This is a genomic window from Mucilaginibacter sp. OAE612 (assembly GCF_041806395.1).
GTDB lineage: Bacteria > Bacteroidota > Bacteroidia > Sphingobacteriales > Sphingobacteriaceae > Mucilaginibacter > Mucilaginibacter rubeus.
The window spans coordinates 5535647-5556776 of the sequence record NZ_JBGMUW010000001.1 but is presented as its reverse complement, the minus strand read 5'-3'; the positions used below and the strand labels follow the sequence as shown (position 1 = coordinate 5556776).

Below are 21130 nucleotides of genomic sequence, written 5' to 3'. Positions count from 1 at the left end.
AGCCCTAAAGGAACAGAGTTCGTGTAATTCGATTAAATTAAATCAATACCCCAAATGGTATTCGTGAAAACTTTTTAATTACCCGTATTCTGCTGTTTCGGCTTCTTTTTGCCCCAGCGACGGTTAGGTTTCCTTTTGGCATCTCCTTGAGGCTGTTCGGGCTTCAGGGGCTGTATCGTGGCCAGTTCATCCGGCAGCGCCATCAGCTTTATCGGTTTTTCAATCAGTTTTTCAATATTTTTAAGCTTGCGCTCATCGCGGTGGTTAACGAAGGTTATTGCGGTACCGGTGGTAGCGGCGCGGGCCGTACGACCAATACGGTGAATATAATCTTCCGGATCTCCGGGGACATCGTAGTTGATCACCAGGTCGATACCCTCTACGTCAATACCGCGCGAAAGGGCATCGGTACCGATGATAACCGGTAATTGCTTGTTTTTGAACTTAAGCAGGATCTCTTCACGCTCCTTCTGTTCCAGATCGGAGTGGAACGACATGGCGTTAATCTTGATAGCCTTAAGTTCTTTGTATAGCGCTTTAACGATCTCCTTGCGTGATGCAAAGATGATGATGCTTGTAAATGCCGAATCTTTCAGAATATGCTGTACCAGCGGCGTTTTTTGCTGATCATGAACCCGGTAAACCTGCTGATCGATCCCTACAGCCGGCTGTGAGATAGCGATATTGATCTGCTCCGGATCTTTCAAAATAGCTTTTGCCAATGAGCGGATGCGGCCGGGCATGGTGGCAGAAAACAACAGCGTTTGCCTTTCTTTAGGCAGATAGCTGATGATCTTCATGATATCATCAGAAAATCCCATATCCAGCATCCGGTCGGCCTCATCAAGCACCAAATGAGTAAGGTGATTAAGCTTCAGCACGCCCGATGTAAGGTGGGCTATCAGTCTGCCGGGGGTAGCAACAATAATATTTACATTGTTTTGAATGCCGCGGCGCTGTTGTTCGTAAACAATGCCGTCGCCGCCGCCAAAAACAGCGATGGAGCTGATGCCGGTAAAATAAGCAAGGCCTTCAACCTGCTGATCTATTTGTTGGGCAAGCTCGCGCGTTGGGGCAAGTATAAGGGCACTGGTATGGTGTTTATTTGTTTTGCTGATGCTGTTTAAAACAGGAAGCAAGTAAGCGCCGGTTTTACCTGTACCGGTTTGAGCGCATGCAATCAGGTCGCGCCCTTCCATAATGGCCGGGATGGCCATAGATTGTATGGGTGTGGGGTTTACGAAACCCATGCTCTCTACACCTTCAAATAATTGCTCGTTAAATTTAAAATCCTGGAAAGTCACTATATCTTATAAGTAAATTATGCAAGGTATAAAAATTTAACGGCAAATGAGGGTTTTAGCATTAATTGACCTTCCCTTAAAGGGGCAAAATAAATCCGGTCACCTTTTATATGACACTCAACTTACCTGTACAATCAATTCAAAAATATATTTTTGAAAACCTATGAATATTATCACTCAAACACCACGCTTGCTGATCCGTGAATTCACAGCCGAAGATGAAGAACTTGTTACCGCAATAGATGCCGATGACCGGCTTACTCAATATGTGAAAAAACGTACTCCGCAAGAGAGTAAACAGGTTTTTAAAGATACGCTTAAGGAATACCAGAACGGATCGGGCCTGGGCAAATGGGGGATTTTTAATATCACAGATAACGATTTTATAGGTGTTTGCGCCCTTAAACCAAGCGATTACGACAAGAGCCGCATTGAACTGGGCTACCGGCTGCATCTCAAATACTGGGGACAAGGCATAGCTACCGAACTTGCCGAAGCACTGATCAGTTATGGATTCAATGATATAGGGCTAAAAGAGATTTGCGCCGTTACCCATCCTCAAAACGCAGCATCACAAAGGGTGCTGATTAAAGCCGGTTTTGTACGGGAAGGGATTGTGTTTTGGTATGGGGAAGATGTGCCGTTTTTTAGGGTGAAAAACCCCACCCAACCCTCCCCGGAAGGGAGGGCTTAAAGACATTTATTAAAAGTCTCCCCCAATGGGGGAGATTTAGAGGGGGTGTAACTCTTTAATAATATCCCTACACCCGTTTTCAATTAATTCAAAAACCGGTTCAAACTGGTTATCGTCGTAGTATGGATCGGGAACAACCTTATTACCTAAAAGGAGTTTTACTTTAGCAGCCTGTGCTTCGTTGCGGGCCATATCAAGCACATCGCTCAGGTTATTGCGGTCCATCACAAAAATATGGTCGAACTCGTCAAAGTCGCTTCGTTTAAACTGGCGGCAAATTTGTTTGCTGATATCAATGCCGTGGTTCCGTGCTGCGCGGATTGAACGTCTGTCGGGCGCTTCGCCCACATGCCATCTTCCGGTACCCGCCGAATCAACATCCCAGCCAAGTCCATTTTCATCTGCCAGGTGCTGCATAACCCCCTCCGCCAGCGGCGAACGGCATATATTACCCAGGCATACCATTAGTATTTTCATTTTTTTGAGGTAAAAGGCGAAAGGATAAAGGCAAAAGGTTTAGGCAGAAAAGCAACCTTTTACCTTTCAGCTTTAACCTTTCACCTCAAAGAACTATCCAAATATCTGGTTCAGTAAACCGGCCAAACGTACGCCGGCTTTAACCATTTGCTGGTTAAGGGTTGCTATATGGCTAAAGTTGTATTTGTAACCAAGTTTATCACCGGTTTTAGTTTCGGAATACAGTTTATCTGCCATCTGGTTGCTTTCGTATATCCACTGGCTCATTGGCGCTTTTTGTAGTTCAGTACGCTGAGCGGCTGTTGTGTGGTTTATCATCGCGGTATACTCGGTGTAGCTTAATTGCTGAAGGTCAATCAACTCGCTGTCCCAAACCGAATGCAGGTTGCTCTCTTTACCAAACCATTGTACCTTTACATCGTTACCTCCCTTATCGCTCAGGTGACCAGTGTGCAGCGGCTGGTGCACATCCTCAACAATATGGATCAGCATGCGCAGGTAAAGCAGCTTGTTGGTTTTGGTAGTAGTTTTCTTTTTAAGTTCGGTCACCAGGAAATTCATTTTGGTATAGGCATCGGTAATCGTATCAGCCTTTAAATAGCCCTGTAGCTCAGGATAAGTGTAAGCTTTTTCCAGGTTGATAAAATGCCAGTTATACAGGTAATTGTAAGCCGGGTCTGATTTAATAAAATCGGCCCAGTTGCTGGTAATGGCAATCGACTCATTACCCAAAATGGCTTGAATAGCTTTACGGGCTTTGGTGGTTAGGTAGCTATCCGCAACCTGGCCGCAAATGCGGTGCCCATTAGTACCCCAGGCCATGCTTTGCAGGGGGATATAAAATATCGCCACCAGCAATAAAAGTTTTTTTAAGGTTCGTGTTTTCATTACAATGGTTTTGGAATGCAGCTTGTTCTTTTTATTAAATGCGCGTTAATAGGTATTACGTTGGATGTACTTACAAACCGGATCAGCGAGTCGCTTTGCTTATGAACCTTAAAATATTCTTCATAATCACCAAACCTGAAACAGCCCTGTTCATTTTTATATGAGCCATCGGCATTGCAAAATTGCCCCTTAATGTGGAGAGTGTCCCGCCGTTGCGAGTACGTTCCGCGTACATATTCATCCCAATGGCCTTTGCTCATACACGTATCAGCCCCGTAATTAACCTTGCTAACGGTACTAATCTTCAAAAGAAATGAATCACAGCTGAATTTAATATCATATAGCGAATATGTTACCAGGCTTTTTTGCGCAGGTACGGAATCTTGTTTCCACTCGCCCTGCAAATAACCCTCGCCGGGCGTTTGTTTATCCGGGTTCATGGTACAGGAGGTTATTATGAGGCAAAAGGCGAAAGGTAAAAGGCGAAAGGCTTTTTTTAAGCTGAAAGCTGAAGGCAGAAGGCTTAAAGCCTTAGTTATTGAGAGATAGCGCAAATTAAAGCGTTTTGGCATAAACTGCATGCATTAAAAAGCCCCTCTCCATCCGGAGAGGGGTTGGGGTGAGGCTTATTTTAAACTGCCTATCATATTTTCGGGGCGAACCCACTCGTCAAACTGCTCGTTGGTTAGTAAGCCTAAACCAATAGCAGCTTCGCGCAGTGAACTGCCGTTTTTAAGGGCTGTTTTAGCAATTTTTGCCGCGTTTTCATAGCCAATATGCGGGTTAAGCGCAGTTACCAGCATTAATGAGTTTTCAAGGTGCTTTTTAATACCTTCGTAATTTGGCTCAATGCCTACAGCGCAATGATCATTGAATGACACGCAGGCATCACCAATTAACCTTGCCGATTGCAGGAAGTTTGCCGCCATAACGGGTTTAAATACATTCAGCTCGTAATGGCCGTTTGAGCCACCGATAGAAATAGCCACGTCATTACCCATAACCTGTGCAGCTACCATGGTAACCGCTTCGTTTTGGGTTGGGTTAACTTTACCCGGCATAATTGATGAACCCGGCTCGTTATCGGGGATATGGATTTCGCCGATACCCGAACGCGGACCTGAAGCCAGCATCCTGATATCGTTAGCTATCTTCATTAATGAAACCGCGATTTGTTTCAAAGCGCCATGACTTTCAACAATGGCATCATGAGCGGCAAGAGCTTCAAATTTATTTTCTGCTGTGATGAACGGCAAGCCGGTAAACTGGGCAATGTACTCAGCAACTTTTACATCATAACCTTTAGGCGTGTTGATCCCTGTACCTACCGCGGTGCCACCGAGAGCAAGTTCAGAAAGGTGATCAAGCGTATTGCGCAGAGCTTTTAAGCCGTGGTTCAATTGCGATACATAACCTGAAAACTCCTGGCCTAAAGTAAGCGGGGTAGCGTCCATCAAATGGGTACGACCAATTTTTACTACCGACTTAAAGGCTTCTGATTTAGCCTGCAAGGTATCGCGCAGTTTTTCGATACCCGGGATGGTTACGTCAATCAGGATCTTGTATGCCGCAATGTGCATGGCAGTTGGGTAAGTATCGTTTGATGATTGTGATTTATTCACATCATCATTTGGGTGAATGAAGGTTTTGCCTTCGCCCAGTTTGTTGCCTTGTAATACGTGGGCACGGTTAGCAACCACCTCGTTCACGTTCATGTTTGATTGCGTGCCCGAGCCTGTTTGCCAGATCACCAGCGGAAACTCCGAAGCCAGTTCGCCGGCCAGGATCTCGTCGCAAACCTGTGCAATCAGGTCGCGTTTTTCTGCCGGCAATACACCTAAATCGGTATTGGTAAAAGCGGCAGCCTTTTTCAGGTATGCGAAAGCGTCGATAATTTCCTTCGGCATTGACGCCTCCGGACCAATTTTAAAATTATTGCGTGAGCGTTCGGTTTGCGCTCCCCAGTATTTGTCGGCAGGTACCTGTACCTCGCCCATGGTATCGTGTTCGGTTCTGAAACTCATGGTATTAAATTTTGCAGGGGCAAAGTTATGTTTTTATATGATGCGGGGGAATGCAGGGTGTAAACTTTTTGATAGGATAAATATATAAAGCCAAGCACAGGGAAACTGCTTTTAACCACATACGAATTGAAAAACAATAAATGAAAATTTTTCACACTAATTTTTACGTATTAATCGAATTACACGAATTGAATCAATTTAAGATTCGTGTAATTCGATTAATTGTGGAGCGCTTGCAAAGCATTTGTGTTGAAATTTTTCAGCATGAGATTAGTAATAAAGAGCGAATTATTTTAAATGCTCTTTCCCTGTAGCCAAGCACAGGGAAAGAGCATTGCGATTTTTACTATGCCGGTTTAAAAATTGACATAAAAATCCTAACAATCCCAAAATCCTAAAAATCATGGTTCAGATATGGGCGTTGCCTCCGGCCGGGCTTTCCGCTCATACGCCTGCAGGCATTATGCTCGTGGGCCGGTATCCGCTTCAATCCCTAACGCAAATTGGGATTTAATTGAGCAATTCCATTTATTAAATCATGGCTACCACTTCACATCCTCAATTTTCACAACCTTGTAATCAAAGCCCAACCTTTTAGCGTTCTGTTCAACAGTTTGATCAAAACCGGCTTGCTTACGGCGTTCATTTACACCTGCCGCGTCTTTTATCGGCCAAACATAATAACCAATTTTTTGGCCGTTACGTAATGGCTTTGACGTAGCCTGCGAACCGTAGATTTGCTCTTTACCTTCATACATCAGCTGCCTGTCGAGCATCATGGCGTACAACCTGAAAGGCAGTTCTTTGTTTTCGGCAGCGGTTTTCATGAGGGGCATGTATTGATTTATTTTAGGTGAGTGCTGGATTACGTACCAAGCTGCCTCATTGGTTAGTTCTCCAACAAGCGATTTGCCGGGATAGCCGTATTTCGCAAATACATTCTCGATAAAAATCAAATTGGTCGAATCGGCCTGGCTCTGAAGCTTCCAGTAATAGCCTGTAGCTTCTTCCGGTTTAACCGGTAATGTTTTCAACACCGAATCCTTTTTGCTCGGATCCATCAGATAAGTTAAGATCTCGCGATATTTCTGATCAAGTGCCAATACGCTGTCAAGCTGTCTCTTTAAAACAGGGTTAAACTTTTGTTGAGCAGATGCTGTGCCTGCCGTTATAATTAACAACACGATGATCAGGTTTTTCATGGTCAATGAGGTTTAAGCAAATAAACGCAAAAACCTGTATTACAAGTATAAGCTATCCGCCTTTTCAAATAGCTTTTTGTTGCATTCGGTAGCCCCTAACGAATAGTTAAACCGCGAAAGCGCATACAGCAGCGGCAGCTTGGCCGGCGCTATTTCATTTTGCTGCAGATCGTTGAGCCAGTCGGCCCCGTCAAACTCTGCCCGGTATTTTTTTTCGAGGCGATCATAGATCCGGTAGGCATCATCATAGCTAAGCCACTCCGGTTTGATGTACAGACCGGTGAGGTCGCCCATTTTTTTTCGTTCCTCCGCTTCTGCCGTATCGGCGCTGCCAAATACAAAATAAAAATATAACCACAGGGCCAGGCCAATGGCCCCGATTAACAAAGCGGTTGAATCCCTTTCGCTAAAAAAGAAGATGAAAGCAATAAAGGCTATGATCACCGAAAACATGCGGGCGTAGCCTGCAATGATGCTTTGATGGTTGAGCGGAATATTAAACCCGTTACGGCTTCGCCAGGCCGATCGGGTTACCAGCATGGAGCTGGTTGGGAACAGCGGAATGCCAATAACCACAAATTTGGTCTCTATCCACTGCCCGTTAACCTCATGCACTTTGCCCAAAAACAATGATCCTATTAACATATCAGGTATAATTTAGTCGCGTTATTATAAACCACAACTTATAAAAGTGCTTTTAAACAAATGTTAAATATTTATTAAAAACTAAATATTAGTAAACGGCACTCCAATTACCTGTGTTTCTTATTTTACAAATAAGAAAATCAAACTTAATTAACTAAAAAATGTTAACTGTAAAAACAAATACATAAACACTACTATGAAAAAGTTAAGTTTAATTGCAATGATGGCCCTGGCGGCATTATCATTCCAGGCCTGTAAAGGCGGAGCAAAAAGCGGTAGCGGCGATAGCACAGCAGCTGCAACAACTGACACTGCCGACAGTGCCAACAAAGTAAAAGACACAACTACTACCGGTGCTACAGGCATTGCCGTTACCGCCGATGATGCAAAATTTGCAACCGAAGCGGCCAATGCCGGCTTAGCCGAAGTTGCTGTTGGCCAGTTGGCCAGCGAAAAGGCAACCAATGCCAAAGTAAAAGATTTTGCTAAAATGATGGTTACTGACCACAGTAAAGCAAACGACGAACTAATGGCCATAGCCAAAACCAAAAACATTACCCTGCCATCGGCACCTGATGATGAGCACCAGAAAATGAAAGCCGACCTGGCAGCCAAAACAGGCGCTGATTTTGACAAGGACTATGTTGATGCTATGGTTAAAGGCCATAAAAAAGTTGAATCATTGTTTGAAGATGCTTCAAAAAACTGCAAAGATGCCGACCTTAAAGCCTTTGCAGCTAAAACATTACCTGTTATCCAACACCATTTAGCCGAGATTGAAGCTATTCAAAAAGGCATGAAGTAATCAGCTATTGATTAATTCAAGACAGAAAAAGGGAGATGTAACAATCTCCCTTTTTCTGTTTAATTCCCTTGTACAGGTGTAGCTAAAACGATACTTTTAACACAGCAAAATCTACTTTAATATGTCGAAACCAATAGTAACCGGCCTCATGGCCTATGGAATGTCGGGCAGGATTTTTCATGCCCCGTTTTTAACTACCAATCCGGGCTTTACTTTTAAGGCCGTGGTTGAGCGCCATGAAAAAAAAGCCGGCAAAAAATACCCGGATGTGATCAGCTATGATAGCATCGACCAGCTGCTGAATGACGAGGAAATAGAGCTCATCATCGTTAATACCCCTAACAACACCCACTTTGATTATGCTGTACAAGCTCTAAATGCAGGTAAACATGTATTGATTGAGAAGCCCGCAGCCGTAACTTCAAGCGAGGTGAAAGCGCTGTATGATCTGGGTAAAAAGCTTAATTTGAAAGTGATGATCTATCAAAACCGCCGTTATGACAGCGGTTTCCTTTCGGTAAAGGAGGTGATTGAAAGCGGCAGGTTAGGTGAGTTGATCGAGGTTCATTTCAGGCTGGACAGGTACCGCATGGCCATCGGTGCAAAACAATTCAAGGAAACGGCGGGCGTTCCGGGCGGTGGCCTTACCTATGACCTTGGCGCCCATTTGGTTGATAACGCTATCAGTATCTTTGGCAGGCCGTTGAGCTATGAAAAAACTACCGCTGCATTCAGGCCAAACTCGCAGGTTGATGATTATTTCAATATCCACCTTAAATATCCTAATCAGCTTAATGTATACCTAACCTCGGGGTTGCTCATTGCCGAGCATACTTATGGCTTTGTGGTACATGGCACATTAGGCAGCTTTGTAAAAATGCGTACCGATGTACAGGAAGCACAGCTTGATGCCGACATGATGCCTACCGACGAAGGTTTTGGCATCGAACCCGAAGGCAGCGACGGTAAACTGGTGCTCATGGGGGCCGACGGGCAGAAGACCGTGGAATGGATAAAGTCACCCAAAGGTAATTATAACGGCATATTTGATGCCGTATATCATACCGTGCGCGAAAATGCGTTATTCCCGGTAACCGAGGAGCATGTTGCATGGCAAATTGAATTGCTTGAAAGCTAAAAATGTTGTAACTATGCTTATTAAATGCTAATTAAAATAATGAAGAAACTGTATTTACTGCTTTGTCTGATTATTGCCGCCGGGTGCAGCCAGGCACAAACGCCACCTGCTAATTCCGGCTTGCCGCCATATCACATCCTCACTACAGACAGTGTTTACGTTACTCCTGCCAACCTGAAAAAAAACAAACCGGTAATGGTGATCTATTTTTCGCCCGATTGCAGCCATTGCCAGCACCTGATGTATGATCTGAAACCCGAGCTGCCCAAATTAAAAAATGTGCAGATAGTGATGATCACTTTTATGCCGATGCTTAAAGGAATCCAAACTTTCCAGCGCGATTTTGATCTGGCCAAATACCATAACATCACCATTGGTACCGAAGGTTATACCTACCTGGTACAAAAATTTTATAGTGTACAAACCACTCCATACATCGCTATTTATGATAAGTATGGTAAATTATTTCAGTCGTACCCAAAAGTGCCAAAAATTCCGGTGCTGATGGAAACGCTTAAAAAGGTATAAAGTATTCAACGCTTATAAAAACCGGTTAAATAATATTGTTTAACCGGTTTTTTTGTTAACGCCCTGCTATCAGGGCAATCCTTCAATCCTATAAATCACGGTTCAAAATCAATCGGTGTAATCCCCAAAAAATCAAACCAATCAACGGTACCGATTACGCTTCATAATAGTTACCTTTGCGGCCAATATTTAAGTTGACGATGAAGAATACCGCATTAACCGATATCCACGTAAAAGCCGGTGCCAAAATGGTTCCATTTGCCGGTTACAACATGCCCGTTCAATACACAGGCATTAACGCCGAACACGAAACCGTGCGCAAGGCAGTTGGTGTTTTTGACGTAAGCCACATGGGCGAATTCATTTTAAAAGGAGAGAACGCGCTTGATCTGATTCAGCGGGTAACCAGTAACGATGCATCAAAACTATACGATGGCAAAGTGCAGTACTCATGCCTGCCGAATGAAAACGGCGGTATTGTTGATGATCTGCTGGTTTACCGGATCGACGAAAAAACCTATATGCTGGTGGTTAACGCTTCAAATATTGAAAAAGACTGGGACTGGATCTCCAAATACAATACCAAGGGTGTAGATATGAAAAACATATCCGACCGGACTTCATTGTTGGCTATCCAGGGTCCCAAAGCTGCCGAAGCTTTACAAAGCCTAACTGAGGTTGATCTGGTATCCATGGAATACTACACCTTTAAAAAAGGAACTTTTGCAGGTGTTGATAATGTGCTAATATCAGCTACTGGCTATACCGGTGCGGGCGGTTTTGAGATCTATTTTGAAAACCAATATGCGGAGCAGATCTGGGATGCAATTTTCAAAGCCGGCGAGCCTTTTGGTATTAAGCCAATTGGTTTAGGCGCACGTGATACCTTACGTTTGGAAATGGGTTTCTGCCTATATGGTAACGACATTGATGATAACACCTCACCGCTTGAAGCCGGCTTAGGCTGGGTAACCAAATTCAATAAAGAATTTACCAACGCTGAAGCATTGCAAGCTCAAAAACAAGCTGGTGTAAACCGCAAACTGGTAGGTTTTGAAATGATAGACCGCGGTATTCCACGCCATGATTATTTAATTGTTGACGCTGATGGCAATACCATAGGTAAAGTAACTTCAGGCACACAATCACCATCATTACAAAAAGCTATTGGTATGGGCTATGTAGATACCGCTTTCGCCAAAGAAGGCACCGAGATCTACATCAGCATCAGGGATAATAAAATTAAAGCGCAGATTGTAAAACCTCCGTTTTATAAAGCCCCCTAACCCCCTAAAGGGAGGAACGCTTTCAAACTCCCCTCTCGAGAGGGGGCGCGGAGGAAAGAGCGGTTGCAGGGGTGTGTTATACATCGTTTATTAGCGAATATTAACACACCCCTCCACCCCTCTCAAGAGGGGAATCGCGCAGCCCCGGCTTTTTATCTCTTTGTTATAATTCATTAATTTAAATTAAAAGATGTCTGAAAATACAACTACCCAAACTCCCCCTTCAGGGGGCTGGGGGGCACACGTTTGCCTAACCCCCGCATTACTGCCGCTTTTTAATGTGGAGGATTATATTGTAGTGGTTATTGATATTTTCAGGGCGACATCATCTATATGTTATGGTATTGAAAACGGTGCTGAGGCTATTATACCGGTATCACAAGTTGAGGAGTGTGCCGCGTATAGAGAGAAAGGGCTGGATTACCTTCTTGCCGCCGAGCGCGACGGATCGGTAGTTGATGGTTTTGATTTTGGCAACTCGCCATTTTCATATACTAAAGAAAAGGTAGCCGGTAAAACAATAGTGTTAACCACTACCAACGGCACACATGCACTGCATTTATCGCGCAGCGCAAAAAGAATTGTTATTGGTTCGTTCCTGAACCTTTCCGCTTTAAGCAACTGGATTAATACCCAAAACGAAAATGTGCTGCTGGTGTGTGCCGGCTGGAAAAACAATTTCAATTTGGAGGATACCCTGTTTGCCGGTGCCGTAATTGAGCAGTTAAAAGATAAAGGATTTGTACTGGACGATGCCGCCTTAGCCGCTAACGATCTTTTCCAGGTTGGTAAAAGCGATATCAACGGATATCTCAAAAAAACATCACACGGCGAACGCCTTAAAAAATTAGGCATCGAAAAAGATATCGAGTTTTGTTTACAGGTTGATTTGACAACTGCCATTCCTGTTTTGGAAGGGGAGAAACTGGTGAAGTTGGCGGTGTAATAAAAAACGTCATTGCGAGGCACGAAGCAATCCCAAACGATACAGGGCGGACCTGCCAATAGGGGATTGTTTCGTGCCTTACAGCAAAAATAGAAATCGTTGATGCCTCGAAAGAGCCGGCGTAAGTAAGCACCCCCTTTAGGGGGCGGGGGGGGCAGCAAACTCCACAAGCGCCTTTTCAATCCTGCTGATGGTTTCTTCTTTACCAAGCAGGGCGACAATATCAAACACATGTGGACCAAACTTGCCGCCAACCAGCATAATGCGGAAAGGCAGCATTACATCCCCAACTTTTAAACCTTTTTCTTCGGCAAGGGCTTTGAATTTAGCTTCCAGGTCATGCGCTTCAATAACTGCTTCGTTATTTAGCAAGGCGATAAACGCATGATAAAACGCTGTTTTGGCATCAGTCCATTTAGGTTTTACCGCGTTAAGGTCATACTCCCTGGGCTGCTCAAAAAAGAAACCCGCCTGCTGGTAAAAATCAGGCATTAGTACGCAACGGTCTTTAATTAAACCGATAACCTTGGCCAAATACTCATCATCATTAACGTTAACACCCTTATCAGCAAATACTTTTATAACATCTGACTTCAGACTTTCGACTTCAGACCTCTTAATCCACTCGGCATTGAACCATTTGGCTTTCTCAAAATCAAACTTGGCGCCCGATTTGTTAACGCGCTCTATCGAGAATTTTTCTATCAATTCGTCAAGCGTAAAAATCTCCTGCTCGGTACCGTCGTTCCAGCCCAAAGTTGCCAGCAGGTTCAGGAAAGCTTCCGGTAAAAAACCTAATTCACGGAAACCCGGCGTCAACTCGCCTGTTTTTGCATCAAACCAGTTCATGGCATACACCGGGAAACCCAGTCGGGCTCCATCACGTTTGCTCAGTTTACCGTGACCATCCGGTTTCAGGATTAACGGTAAATGCGCCCATTGTGGCATATCGGCCTTCCAGCCCAGATATTCCCAAAGCAGCAAATGTACCGGGGCCGACGGCAGCCATTCTTCGCCACGAAAAGCATGCGTGATCTTCATCAGATAATCGTCAACCACAACGGCCAGGTGATAAGTAGGCATGCCATCGGCTTTTAATAACACTTTATCATCAACCAGGCCGGTTTCAAAGCTCACATATCCGCGAATCATATCATTGAAACTCACTGTTTCACCCTCCGGCATTTTAATGCGGATCACATGCGGCGTACCTGCATCAAGCAAGGCATCAACCTCGTGCTGAGGCAATGAAAGCGAGTTTCTTAGGGTATGGCGATAGGCCAGGCCGTACTGAAAATTGGGGATCTCCTTCCGGTTTTTGTCCAGCTCTTCGGCGGTATCAAAGGCATAATAAGCATGCCCTTCCATAACCAGGCGTTCGGCATATTCGCGGTAAAGTGGTTTACGCTCGCTTTGGCGATATGGCGCGTAAGGGCCGCCGGCAACCGGGCTTTCGTCGGGCTGAAGGCCGCACCATTTAAGGCAATCTAAAATATATTCTTCGGCACCTTCCACATAGCGGGTTTGGTCGGTATCCTCAATTCGCAAAACAAAATCACCGCCATGTTTTTTGGCGTATAAATAGTTAAACAACACGGTGCGCACACCGCCAAGGTGTAAACCACCGGTAGGGCTTGGCGCAAAACGGACTCTTACTTTTTTATCGGTCATGATGGGGGCAAAGATATGTTATTAAGCGCAAAGCTTATAGTTGATAGATCATGGTTCATGGCATTATAAAAGAAATGGCGCTGCTATGAACAATGATCCATCAACTATGAACTACTAACAAAAATTATATTTTACAAAGCAATTTTACGTTATTTGGGCTGTGCCCAGCATGAACCCATATCAACAGAAAAAACGTTGGAAATATTTGCTCCTTGCCTTTGCAGTGGTAATTGCCAGCGGTTCGTTATTTTACACCAGCTACCTGGTAAAAAACATTGCCCGTTCTGAGCGTACCCGTGCCCAGGTTTGGGCCATGACTATGAGGCAGTTACTAAACTCAGACGATGACGATTTTTTTAGTTATGTAATTTCTGTTCGTGACAGTTTAACCGTCCCCGCAATTATCACCGACGAAAAAGGCGAAATTATTCTATGGCGCGGATTAGACACCACCAAAACCTACAACAAGCTCGAAGCCGAGAATAAAAAAGGAAAAAAATACGACCCAACATATTTTGAGAATGAGCTGCAATACATGAAAGGCCAGCACGCCCCCATAAAGTACAAAGTTTTGGGCGACGACAATTATGTTTACTATAAAGATTCTCCTTTACTTACGCAGCTCCGGCTATTTCCCTACGTACAGTTAACAGTAATTGCTATATTTCTATTGATGGCTTATACCGCCTTCAGTTCCTCACGTAAATCGGAACAGGACCAGGTTTGGGTGGGCCTGGCCAAAGAAACAGCACACCAGTTGGGGACCCCCATATCATCGCTCATGGCCTGGATTGAGCTAATGAAGGAAAAATTCCATGCCGAAGACGATGTTCTGATGGCGGAAATGGAAAACGACGTAAAGCGGCTGGAAATTGTAGCCGACCGTTTTTCAAAGATTGGCTCCAAGCCGGTATTGGAAGAACATGGTGTTTATGCCGTAGTAAAAGATTTTGTTGATTACTTCAAGGTACGTGTCAGCAAAAACATCAGTTTTGAAATGACAGGTAATCCTCACCTTAGGGCCGGGCTTAATATCCCCCTGTTTGACTGGGTACTGGAAAATTTACTGAAGAATGCCGTTAATGCCATTGACGGTAAGGGAACCATTAAGGTTGAGATTAGCGGCAATAAAGTTAAAAACCAGATTTTTATTGATATTACAGATACCGGCAAAGGCATTCCGCGCTCTAAGTTTGATACTGTTTTTCAGCCTGGCTATACCACCCGTAAACGCGGCTGGGGGCTGGGTTTATCGCTCACCAAACGGATCATGGAGAACTACCATAACGGGCAGGTTTTTGTAAAAGATTCGGAAATAGGTAAAGGAACAACTTTCAGGATAGTACTAAAAAACACGCGCAATGATAACAAAACCAAAACCAGGTGATTATTCACCATTTGCAGCGGGATATGTGGGCCTTGTTGGCGACAACGATGTAATTAACATGCTTGAACAGCAAATGGATACCAGCTACCAGCTATTCAGTGGTTTAACCGATGAGCAGGGACTATATGCTTATGCACCCGGCAAATGGACAGTTAAGCAGGCGTTGGGCCATATGATTGATACCGAACGTACCTTTGCCTATCGTGCCCTCGTATTTTCGCGCAATCATATCGAACTGCCAGGCTTTGACCAGGATGTTTATGTTAACAATACCGATTTCAACAGCCAAAATATACAAGACCTTGCCGAAGAGTTCCGTGCATTGCGCCAGGCAAACCTTTATATGATTAAAGCATTCAGCAATGAGCAGCTAAATCGTAACGGTATTGCCAGCAACCATTTGTTTACCGTTGCCGCATTTGTATTTATGCTGGCCGGGCATGAGCGCCACCATTTAAATCTATTTAAAGAGCGGTACGGGATAGGGTAAGGTATTTATATCGCACATCGTAAGGCCATTAAACATAAAGACTTACGAAATTTTTAAAACTTCGTAAGTCTGGGCTCTCCAACCTGCCCGGGGGCGATTTTTTATTTCTCTTTGTACAATTCTTCTTTATCCAGCACTTCTCTTTTCTCGATGCGGTATGATAAAAACAAGCCGGCCCCTCCAAAAATAGCGATCAATGCTACGTATAAAAAGAAAACATCATCGTCAAAACTATTGAATATGCCACGGTTTAAAACGTAGGCCAAAAATAGCCCGATACCCGAACCAATAAGCAGTAAGCCCCATTTTAAATTTTGGTAAGGAGCCGATTGCGGTTTATAACTCCTCGGATCCATGTTTCGTTCAATCATAGCTAATTTCTCCCGTTTGTTTAAGTAAACGATCCCGAAGATCATTGCGAATAAGCTGAGGGGTATTATAATTCCTGCTAATACGCCCAATTCACCTGCGCCCATAATATTTGTTTTTTTAATTAAGTTAATACTGTTTTTTCTCTCTATAAACACGCCATTGCGGTGTATTTGTAAGCTATGACCACATGTTTTTTAAACAGGTTACACCCTGATTGAAAAAAATTATTACTCCCTTTTAGGAGGGCGGATGGCATTTATTAACTTTGCTTTAATGATAAGTGCGGCTACTCCTTTTAACCTGCTGGGGCAGGATCTTTTATTATTACCACAAAAAGCTATTTACTGGCAGCAGCAAAGCGCCCTGATAATTGCCGATGTGCATTTGGGCAAAGTGGGCCATTTCCGTAAGGCCGGCATAGCAATACCGCGGGATATGGAGCAAAGTGACCTGGCCGTACTTTCCGATCTTATTTATGAACACAAGCCGGAAAAGTTAATTTTTTTGGGCGATCTGTTCCACAGCGATATGAATAACGATTGGGATTGGTTTATCCTTTGGCGCAGCCAGTTCCCCGCGTTACAGATCATGCTGGTCCGCGGCAACCATGATATCATTGCAGATAAGCATTATCATAACCTGAATATCGAACTGCACGACGAACTGTTGATCGGCCCCTTCCTCATGATGCACCATCCGATTGCCAATGACCGGGACGAAAAAGCGGGTTACGTTTTTTGCGGGCATATCCACCCTGGGGTAAACTTAAGCGGCCGGGCACGTCAAAGCATTACATTGCCTTGCTTTGCCTTCGGCAATAAACAGGGAATTTTACCATCCTTCGGAAAATTTACCGGGCGGGTAGCTATCCGGAGCCTTCAAAACGACAGGATCTTTGCCGTTTTGAAAGATAAGGTTGTGGCTATAGCCTGATTTTTATCTACAAAATGCACTAAATCCATCGAATTCCCTGTCATAGTATTGTATTTGGTTGTTGAATACCAGGACATTATTTTAGATTGATTCTAAATAGCTTTTTGGTCTCCAATAAGCCAAAACCTCTTCTATGTTTTGTTATTTAATAAATACTTTTGCCTAATAAATCCAATTCATAATGAGCGAATTCAAACAAACCTTAAACTCGTCGCTGGGCAAAAAGCTGATCATGGCTTTAACAGGCTTGTTTCTGTGTACCTTTTTAATTGTGCACGTAGGCGGCAACCTGTTGTTGTTTAACAACGATAACGGTTTCAGTTTTAACGTGTATGCCAACTTCCTTACGCATTTTCCGCCTATTGAAGTTATAGCATACCTGTTGTACCTTTCCATTTTAGTGCATGCACTATACGGTTTGATCCTGACTGTCAAGAACCGTAAAGCCCGCCCTGTACGTTATGCGGTAGCGGCAAAATCTGATGCCTCATGGTCATCAAAAAACATGGGCCTGCTTGGTTCAGTCCTGTTCCTGTTCATAGTTATCCACATGGGCGATTTCTGGTTCCGTTACCATAACGACAAAACCATGGGCTTTAAAGAGTACCGTACCGATTTGGCAACAGGCGAAACAAAGGTTAGCGATTACACACCGGCCAATGCCGAATTCAGCCACTCGGTATCAACCGAAAACAATGTGGAAGTTGTAAGGTTAAAAGACCTGCACGCGCGTGTTGCTTACAGTTTCAGCAACATTATCTACGTTATATTTTACGTAATAGCCATGGGTGCTGTAGCATTTCACTTGTTACATGGTTTCCAGAGCGCGTTCCGTACGCTGGGCTGGGTACACCGTAAATATACACCGGTAGTTTACTTTATTGGTACATGGCTGTTTGCAGTTATCATTCCGCTGCTTTTTGCCGCCATGCCGGTTTATTATTACTATTTATCAACCCAGGGAGCTCACTAAGTTTAGCTGGCCAAAAGCCACAAACATAAATACAAAGAAGAGATGACATTAGATGCTAAAATTCCTCAAGGCCCATTAGCCGAAAAATGGAGCAAGCATAAATTTGATCTGAAGCTGGTTAACCCCGCCAACAAGCGTAAATACGATATTATCATTGTAGGTACCGGTTTGGCAGGCGCTTCGGCAGCTGCCACTTTAGGCGAGCTGGGTTACAACGTTAAGGCATTTTGTTTCCAGGACAGCCCACGCCGTGCACACTCTATTGCTGCACAGGGTGGTATCAATGCCGCTAAAAATTATCAGAATGACGGTGACAGCGTTTTCCGTTTATTTTACGATACCATTAAAGGTGGTGATTACCGCGCCCGCGAAGCCAACGTTCACCGTTTGGCCGAGGTTTCGGTAAACATCATTGACCAGTGCGTTGCACAAGGTGTACCTTTCGCCCGCGAATACGGCGGCTTGTTAGACAACCGTTCATTCGGTGGTTCGCAGGTATCGCGTACATTTTACGCGAGGGGACAAACAGGACAGCAGCTTTTATTAGGTGCCTACTCTGCCCTTAACCGCCAGATCCATGCGGGTAAAGTAAAAATGTACACCCGCCACGAAATGTTAGATGTAGTAACTATCGATGGCCATGCCAAAGGTATTGTTACCCGTAATATGCTCACCGGCGCTATCGATACGCATGCAGGCCACGCGGTATTATTATGTACCGGTGGTTACAGCAACGTATTCTACCTGTCAACAAACGCCATAGGTTCAAACGTAACGGCAGCCTGGAGGGCACACAAACGTGGTGCTTTCTTTGGTAACCCTTGCTATACTCAAATTCACCCAACCTGTATCCCTGTAACCGGCGATCATCAGTCTAAGTTAACGCTGATGTCTGAGTCGCTGCGTAACGACGGTAGGGTATGGGCCCCAAAAACTGTTGAAATTGCCGAGCAACTGCGCAAAGGCACATTGAAGGCAGACCAGGTTAAAGAGGATGACCGCGATTACTTCCTTGAACGTAAATATCCTGCTTTCGGTAACCTTGTTCCGCGCGACGTGGCTTCACGTAACGCCAAGGAAATGGTTGAAGAAGGCAGAGGTGTAGGAGGTTCTGGTTTCGCGGTATTCCTTGACTTTGCCGATGCTATTAAACGTTTAGGCGAAGAAACCGTTAAAGCCAAATACGGTAACCTGTTTGATATGTACATCCAGATCACCGACGAGAACCCATACAAACAACCAATGCGTATTTACCCTGCGGTTCACTATACCATGGGCGGCCTTTGGGTTGATTATAACCTGAGCACTACAATCCCTGGTTTATATGCTTTAGGCGAATGTAATTTCTCCGATCACGGCGCAAACCGTTTGGGTGCATCTGCATTGATGCAGGGTTTATCAGACGGATATTTCGTGATCCCTTATACCCTTGGCGATTACCTGGCTAAGATTGGTCCTAAAAAGGTTGATACCAACCACCCGGCGTTTGAAAAAACCAGGCAGGATGTAATTGCCCACGTAAACAAACTATTGTCGTTAAAAGGCACTAAAACCACTAACGAATACCACCGCGAACTTGGCCACATTATGTGGGAGTACTGCGGTATGGCCCGTACCGAGGAGGGCCTGAAAAAAGCCAAAGGCCTGATCCAGGCTTTGAAAGCCGATTTCTGGAAAAATGCTATCGTAACCGGCGAAAACGAAGAAGTAAACGCTTCGTTAGAAAGAGCTGGTCGCGTGGCCGATTTCATTGAACTTGGCGAGCTGATGATTGACGACGCTTTAATGCGTAAAGAATCATGCGGTGGCCACTTCAGGGTTGAATCGCAAACTGCAGATGGTGAAGCACTTCGCGATGACGAAAACTTCGCGTTTGTTGCAGCCTGGGAATTCAAAGGTGAAAACCAACCAGAAGAGTTACATAAAGAGCAACTGACATTTGAAGCAGTTCACCTGTCTCAAAGAAACTATGCTTAATTAGAGAATGGTTGATTAGGTGGTTGATTAAGTTAAAACCACTCACCGAATTAACCACTCACCCAATCAACAAAACAACGATAACTCAAATCTAAAACAAAGATGAGTAACGGAAATATGAACCTGACGCTTAAAGTATGGCGTCAAAAAAATGCTCAAACCGCGGGTAAATTTGTAAGCTACAAAGCCGAAAATATTTCGCCTGACATGTCGTTCCTTGAAATGCTCGACGTGGTTAACGAAAGCCTGATTCACAAAGGCGATGAGCCAATTAACTTTGATCACGACTGCCGCGAAGGTATTTGCGGGATGTGTTCATTATATATCAACGGTCACCCGCACGGACCAAAACGCGGTATCACTACCTGCCAGTTGCACATGCGTACCTTTCACGATGGCGAAACTATCACCATTGAGCCATGGCGCGCTCAAGCATTCCCGGTCATAAAAGACTTAGCGGTTGACCGCTCTGCCTTCGACAGGATCCAACAAGCTGGTGGGTATGTTTCGGTAAACACCGGTGGTGTACCTGATGGTAACGCTATTCCAATTCCTAAAGTTATTGCTGATGAAGCGTTCAACTCGGCTACCTGTATTGGTTGCGGAGCCTGCGTTGCTGCCTGTAAAAATGCCTCGGCTATGTTGTTCGTATCGGCTAAGATCACCCAGTTAGGCTTATTACCGCAAGGTCAGCCGGAGCGCTATCGTCGCGTGCAATCAATGGTTGCCCAGATGGACGAGGAAGGTTTTGGCAGCTGTACCAACACCGGTGCCTGCGAAGCCGAGTGCCCTAAGGAAATTAAATTGACTAACATTGCCCGTATGAACAACGACTATTTTAGCGCGAAACTGTTCAGGGAAGAAGAAGTACATGAGCAAGGTCATTAATTGATCTTCTGTTAGGATATAGTAAACGGCCCGGCTTGTCCGGGCCGTTTTATGTTTTATTCAGTAGTTGTTAAAACGGGTTTAAATAAAGTAAGACAATAAAAAACGCTCATCCGTTTTTGGAAATAAGCATACAAATCTTTTTTTATCCGGCTTAAGGCTTAAAACTTAAAACTTCCGGCTTACTCCTCTCCAACCAGCTTAAATACCATCCCATCCATGTCTTCGGAGATCCTGATCTGGCAGGCCAGCCGACTTGCAGGTGGAGCGTAGGGGAGCGTATCCAATACGTCGAGCTCGGTATCCGTAGCAGTAAAATATTCCTCGGGGCCTTCTATTACCTGTACGTGACAGGTAGCACAAAGCGCCATGCCGCCGCAGGTGGCCAGTATATCGTATTCAGATGCCTTCAGTACTTCCATCAGGCTCAGGTTTATGCCTTCCGGAATTTCAACGGCCCTGCTGCCTCCGTCGCGGTCAATTATGGTTAAATTTATCATGG

Annotated in this window: 22 protein-coding genes; 12 read left to right on the top strand and 10 right to left on the bottom strand. The window is 44.5% G+C overall.

What is annotated here, in order from left to right:
* Positions 1-74: 74 nt before the first annotated feature.
* The gene (locus tag ABID99_RS23110; protein WP_175490032.1) at positions 75-1304 is read right to left on the bottom strand and encodes a DEAD/DEAH box helicase; all 1230 of its coding nucleotides are present in this window, start codon (positions 1302-1304) and stop codon (positions 75-77) included.
* 163 nt (positions 1305-1467) lie between these two features.
* Here ABID99_RS23110 and ABID99_RS23105 point away from each other — a divergent pair, with 163 nt between their 5' ends.
* Positions 1468-1998 carry a GNAT family N-acetyltransferase gene (locus ABID99_RS23105; protein ID WP_373615226.1) on the top strand — a complete coding sequence of 177 codons (531 nt, stop codon included), beginning with the start codon at positions 1468-1470 and terminating at the stop codon, positions 1996-1998.
* A gap of 36 nt (positions 1999-2034) precedes the next feature.
* Here ABID99_RS23105 and ABID99_RS23100 read toward each other — a convergent pair whose 3' ends face one another.
* From ABID99_RS23100 to ABID99_RS23075, 6 genes are all read right to left on the bottom strand, one after another.
* Entirely contained in the window at positions 2035-2475 is a 441-nt protein-coding gene (locus ABID99_RS23100) for a low molecular weight protein-tyrosine-phosphatase (protein ID WP_373615225.1), read from the bottom strand.
* Positions 2476-2568: 93 nt separating this feature from the next.
* Entirely contained in the window at positions 2569-3363 is a 795-nt protein-coding gene (locus ABID99_RS23095; protein ID WP_373615224.1) for a S1/P1 nuclease, read from the bottom strand.
* Positions 3363-3803 (bottom strand): fumarate hydratase, encoded by a 441-nt coding sequence (locus ABID99_RS23090; protein ID WP_176625408.1) that lies wholly within the window; start codon positions 3801-3803, stop codon positions 3363-3365. The genes ABID99_RS23095 and ABID99_RS23090 overlap by 1 nt, the downstream gene beginning before the upstream one ends.
* 186 nt (positions 3804-3989) lie before the next feature.
* Positions 3990-5387, bottom strand: a complete 1398-nt coding sequence (fumC, locus tag ABID99_RS23085; RefSeq protein ID WP_373615222.1) for a class II fumarate hydratase — start codon at positions 5385-5387, stop codon at positions 3990-3992.
* 542 nt (positions 5388-5929) lie between these two features.
* Positions 5930-6589: a DUF6624 domain-containing protein gene (locus ABID99_RS23080; RefSeq protein WP_373615221.1), complete on the bottom strand. Its 660-nt coding sequence runs from the start codon at positions 6587-6589 to the stop codon at positions 5930-5932.
* A gap of 39 nt (positions 6590-6628) precedes the next feature.
* Entirely contained in the window at positions 6629-7234 is a 606-nt protein-coding gene (locus ABID99_RS23075; RefSeq protein WP_090530639.1) for a hypothetical protein, read from the bottom strand.
* A 196-nt stretch (positions 7235-7430) separates the two neighbouring features.
* Here ABID99_RS23075 and ABID99_RS23070 point away from each other — a divergent pair, with 196 nt between their 5' ends.
* The 5 genes from ABID99_RS23070 to ABID99_RS23050 all read left to right on the top strand — a co-directional run bounded on the left by ABID99_RS23070 (position 7431) and on the right by ABID99_RS23050 (position 11937).
* Entirely contained in the window at positions 7431-8039 is a 609-nt protein-coding gene (locus tag ABID99_RS23070) for a DUF4142 domain-containing protein (protein ID WP_090530637.1), read from the top strand.
* Positions 8040-8160: 121 nt separating this feature from the next.
* Positions 8161-9177, top strand: coding sequence for a Gfo/Idh/MocA family oxidoreductase (locus tag ABID99_RS23065; protein WP_373615218.1), 1017 nt, complete (start codon positions 8161-8163; stop codon positions 9175-9177).
* A gap of 39 nt (positions 9178-9216) precedes the next feature.
* The gene (locus ABID99_RS23060; protein ID WP_091167572.1) at positions 9217-9705 is read left to right on the top strand and encodes a thioredoxin fold domain-containing protein; all 489 of its coding nucleotides are present in this window, start codon (positions 9217-9219) and stop codon (positions 9703-9705) included.
* A 200-nt stretch (positions 9706-9905) separates the two neighbouring features.
* On the top strand, positions 9906-10991 hold the full coding sequence (gene gcvT, locus ABID99_RS23055; protein ID WP_176625398.1) for a glycine cleavage system aminomethyltransferase GcvT: 1086 nt from the start codon (positions 9906-9908) through the stop codon (positions 10989-10991).
* A gap of 190 nt (positions 10992-11181) precedes the next feature.
* Positions 11182-11937 (top strand): 2-phosphosulfolactate phosphatase, encoded by a 756-nt coding sequence (locus ABID99_RS23050; protein ID WP_188834342.1) that lies wholly within the window; start codon positions 11182-11184, stop codon positions 11935-11937.
* Between the two features lie 138 nt (positions 11938-12075).
* Here the strand turns inward: ABID99_RS23050 and gltX are convergent, their stop codons facing one another.
* Complete coding sequence (gene gltX / locus ABID99_RS23045) at positions 12076-13608, bottom strand: glutamate--tRNA ligase (RefSeq protein WP_090530624.1); 1533 nt, start codon at positions 13606-13608, stop codon at positions 12076-12078.
* Between the two features lie 169 nt (positions 13609-13777).
* On the opposite strand from gltX, the gene ABID99_RS23040 reads away from it, so the two are divergent.
* Entirely contained in the window at positions 13778-14995 is a 1218-nt protein-coding gene (locus ABID99_RS23040; RefSeq protein WP_373615217.1) for a sensor histidine kinase, read from the top strand.
* The gene (locus tag ABID99_RS23035; RefSeq protein WP_373615216.1) at positions 14970-15485 is read left to right on the top strand and encodes a DinB family protein; all 516 of its coding nucleotides are present in this window, start codon (positions 14970-14972) and stop codon (positions 15483-15485) included. Before ABID99_RS23040 ends, ABID99_RS23035 begins: the two co-directional genes overlap by 26 nt.
* A gap of 101 nt (positions 15486-15586) precedes the next feature.
* Here the strand turns inward: ABID99_RS23035 and ABID99_RS23030 are convergent, their stop codons facing one another.
* Entirely contained in the window at positions 15587-15961 is a 375-nt protein-coding gene (locus ABID99_RS23030; protein ID WP_090530618.1) for a DUF6249 domain-containing protein, read from the bottom strand.
* Between the two features lie 145 nt (positions 15962-16106).
* On the opposite strand from ABID99_RS23030, the gene pdeM reads away from it, so the two are divergent.
* The 4 genes from pdeM (at position 16107) to ABID99_RS23010 (ending at position 20628) form a co-directional block, all read left to right on the top strand.
* Complete coding sequence (pdeM, locus tag ABID99_RS23025) at positions 16107-16790, top strand: ligase-associated DNA damage response endonuclease PdeM (protein WP_373615215.1); 684 nt, start codon at positions 16107-16109, stop codon at positions 16788-16790.
* A 181-nt stretch (positions 16791-16971) separates the two neighbouring features.
* Positions 16972-17763, top strand: coding sequence for a succinate dehydrogenase cytochrome b subunit (locus ABID99_RS23020; protein WP_373615214.1), 792 nt, complete (start codon positions 16972-16974; stop codon positions 17761-17763).
* A 42-nt stretch (positions 17764-17805) separates the two neighbouring features.
* Positions 17806-19740 carry a fumarate reductase/succinate dehydrogenase flavoprotein subunit gene (locus ABID99_RS23015; RefSeq protein WP_176625388.1) on the top strand — a complete coding sequence of 645 codons (1935 nt, stop codon included), beginning with the start codon at positions 17806-17808 and terminating at the stop codon, positions 19738-19740.
* Positions 19741-19842: 102 nt separating this feature from the next.
* On the top strand, positions 19843-20628 hold the full coding sequence (locus ABID99_RS23010) for a succinate dehydrogenase/fumarate reductase iron-sulfur subunit (RefSeq protein ID WP_373615213.1): 786 nt from the start codon (positions 19843-19845) through the stop codon (positions 20626-20628).
* Positions 20629-20810: 182 nt separating this feature from the next.
* Here ABID99_RS23010 and ABID99_RS23005 read toward each other — a convergent pair whose 3' ends face one another.
* Positions 20811-21128, bottom strand: a complete 318-nt coding sequence (locus ABID99_RS23005; protein WP_091167599.1) for a 2Fe-2S iron-sulfur cluster-binding protein — start codon at positions 21126-21128, stop codon at positions 20811-20813.
* Between the last annotated feature and the right edge of the window lie 2 nt (positions 21129-21130).

Coding starts and splice junctions, on each gene's coding strand:
- ABID99_RS23105 (WP_373615226.1), top strand. CDS start 1,468: ATGAATATTATCACTCAAACACCACGCTTGCTGATCCGTGAATTCACA.
- ABID99_RS23100 (WP_373615225.1), bottom strand. CDS start 2,475: ATGAAAATACTAATGGTATGCCTGGGTAATATATGCCGTTCGCCGCTG.
- ABID99_RS23095 (WP_373615224.1), bottom strand. CDS start 3,363: ATGAAAACACGAACCTTAAAAAAACTTTTATTGCTGGTGGCGATATTT.
- ABID99_RS23090 (WP_176625408.1), bottom strand. CDS start 3,803: ATGAACCCGGATAAACAAACGCCCGGCGAGGGTTATTTGCAGGGCGAG.
- fumC (WP_373615222.1), bottom strand. CDS start 5,387: ATGAGTTTCAGAACCGAACACGATACCATGGGCGAGGTACAGGTACCT.
- ABID99_RS23080 (WP_373615221.1), bottom strand. CDS start 6,589: ATGAAAAACCTGATCATCGTGTTGTTAATTATAACGGCAGGCACAGCA.
- ABID99_RS23075 (WP_090530639.1), bottom strand. CDS start 7,234: ATGTTAATAGGATCATTGTTTTTGGGCAAAGTGCATGAGGTTAACGGG.
- ABID99_RS23070 (WP_090530637.1), top strand. CDS start 7,431: ATGAAAAAGTTAAGTTTAATTGCAATGATGGCCCTGGCGGCATTATCA.
- ABID99_RS23065 (WP_373615218.1), top strand. CDS start 8,161: ATGTCGAAACCAATAGTAACCGGCCTCATGGCCTATGGAATGTCGGGC.
- ABID99_RS23060 (WP_091167572.1), top strand. CDS start 9,217: ATGAAGAAACTGTATTTACTGCTTTGTCTGATTATTGCCGCCGGGTGC.
- gcvT (WP_176625398.1), top strand. CDS start 9,906: ATGAAGAATACCGCATTAACCGATATCCACGTAAAAGCCGGTGCCAAA.
- ABID99_RS23050 (WP_188834342.1), top strand. CDS start 11,182: ATGTCTGAAAATACAACTACCCAAACTCCCCCTTCAGGGGGCTGGGGG.
- gltX (WP_090530624.1), bottom strand. CDS start 13,608: ATGACCGATAAAAAAGTAAGAGTCCGTTTTGCGCCAAGCCCTACCGGT.
- ABID99_RS23040 (WP_373615217.1), top strand. CDS start 13,778: ATGAACCCATATCAACAGAAAAAACGTTGGAAATATTTGCTCCTTGCC.
- ABID99_RS23035 (WP_373615216.1), top strand. CDS start 14,970: ATGATAACAAAACCAAAACCAGGTGATTATTCACCATTTGCAGCGGGA.
- ABID99_RS23030 (WP_090530618.1), bottom strand. CDS start 15,961: ATGGGCGCAGGTGAATTGGGCGTATTAGCAGGAATTATAATACCCCTC.
- pdeM (WP_373615215.1), top strand. CDS start 16,107: ATGGCATTTATTAACTTTGCTTTAATGATAAGTGCGGCTACTCCTTTT.
- ABID99_RS23020 (WP_373615214.1), top strand. CDS start 16,972: ATGAGCGAATTCAAACAAACCTTAAACTCGTCGCTGGGCAAAAAGCTG.
- ABID99_RS23015 (WP_176625388.1), top strand. CDS start 17,806: ATGACATTAGATGCTAAAATTCCTCAAGGCCCATTAGCCGAAAAATGG.
- ABID99_RS23010 (WP_373615213.1), top strand. CDS start 19,843: ATGAGTAACGGAAATATGAACCTGACGCTTAAAGTATGGCGTCAAAAA.
- ABID99_RS23005 (WP_091167599.1), bottom strand. CDS start 21,128: ATGATAAATTTAACCATAATTGACCGCGACGGAGGCAGCAGGGCCGTT.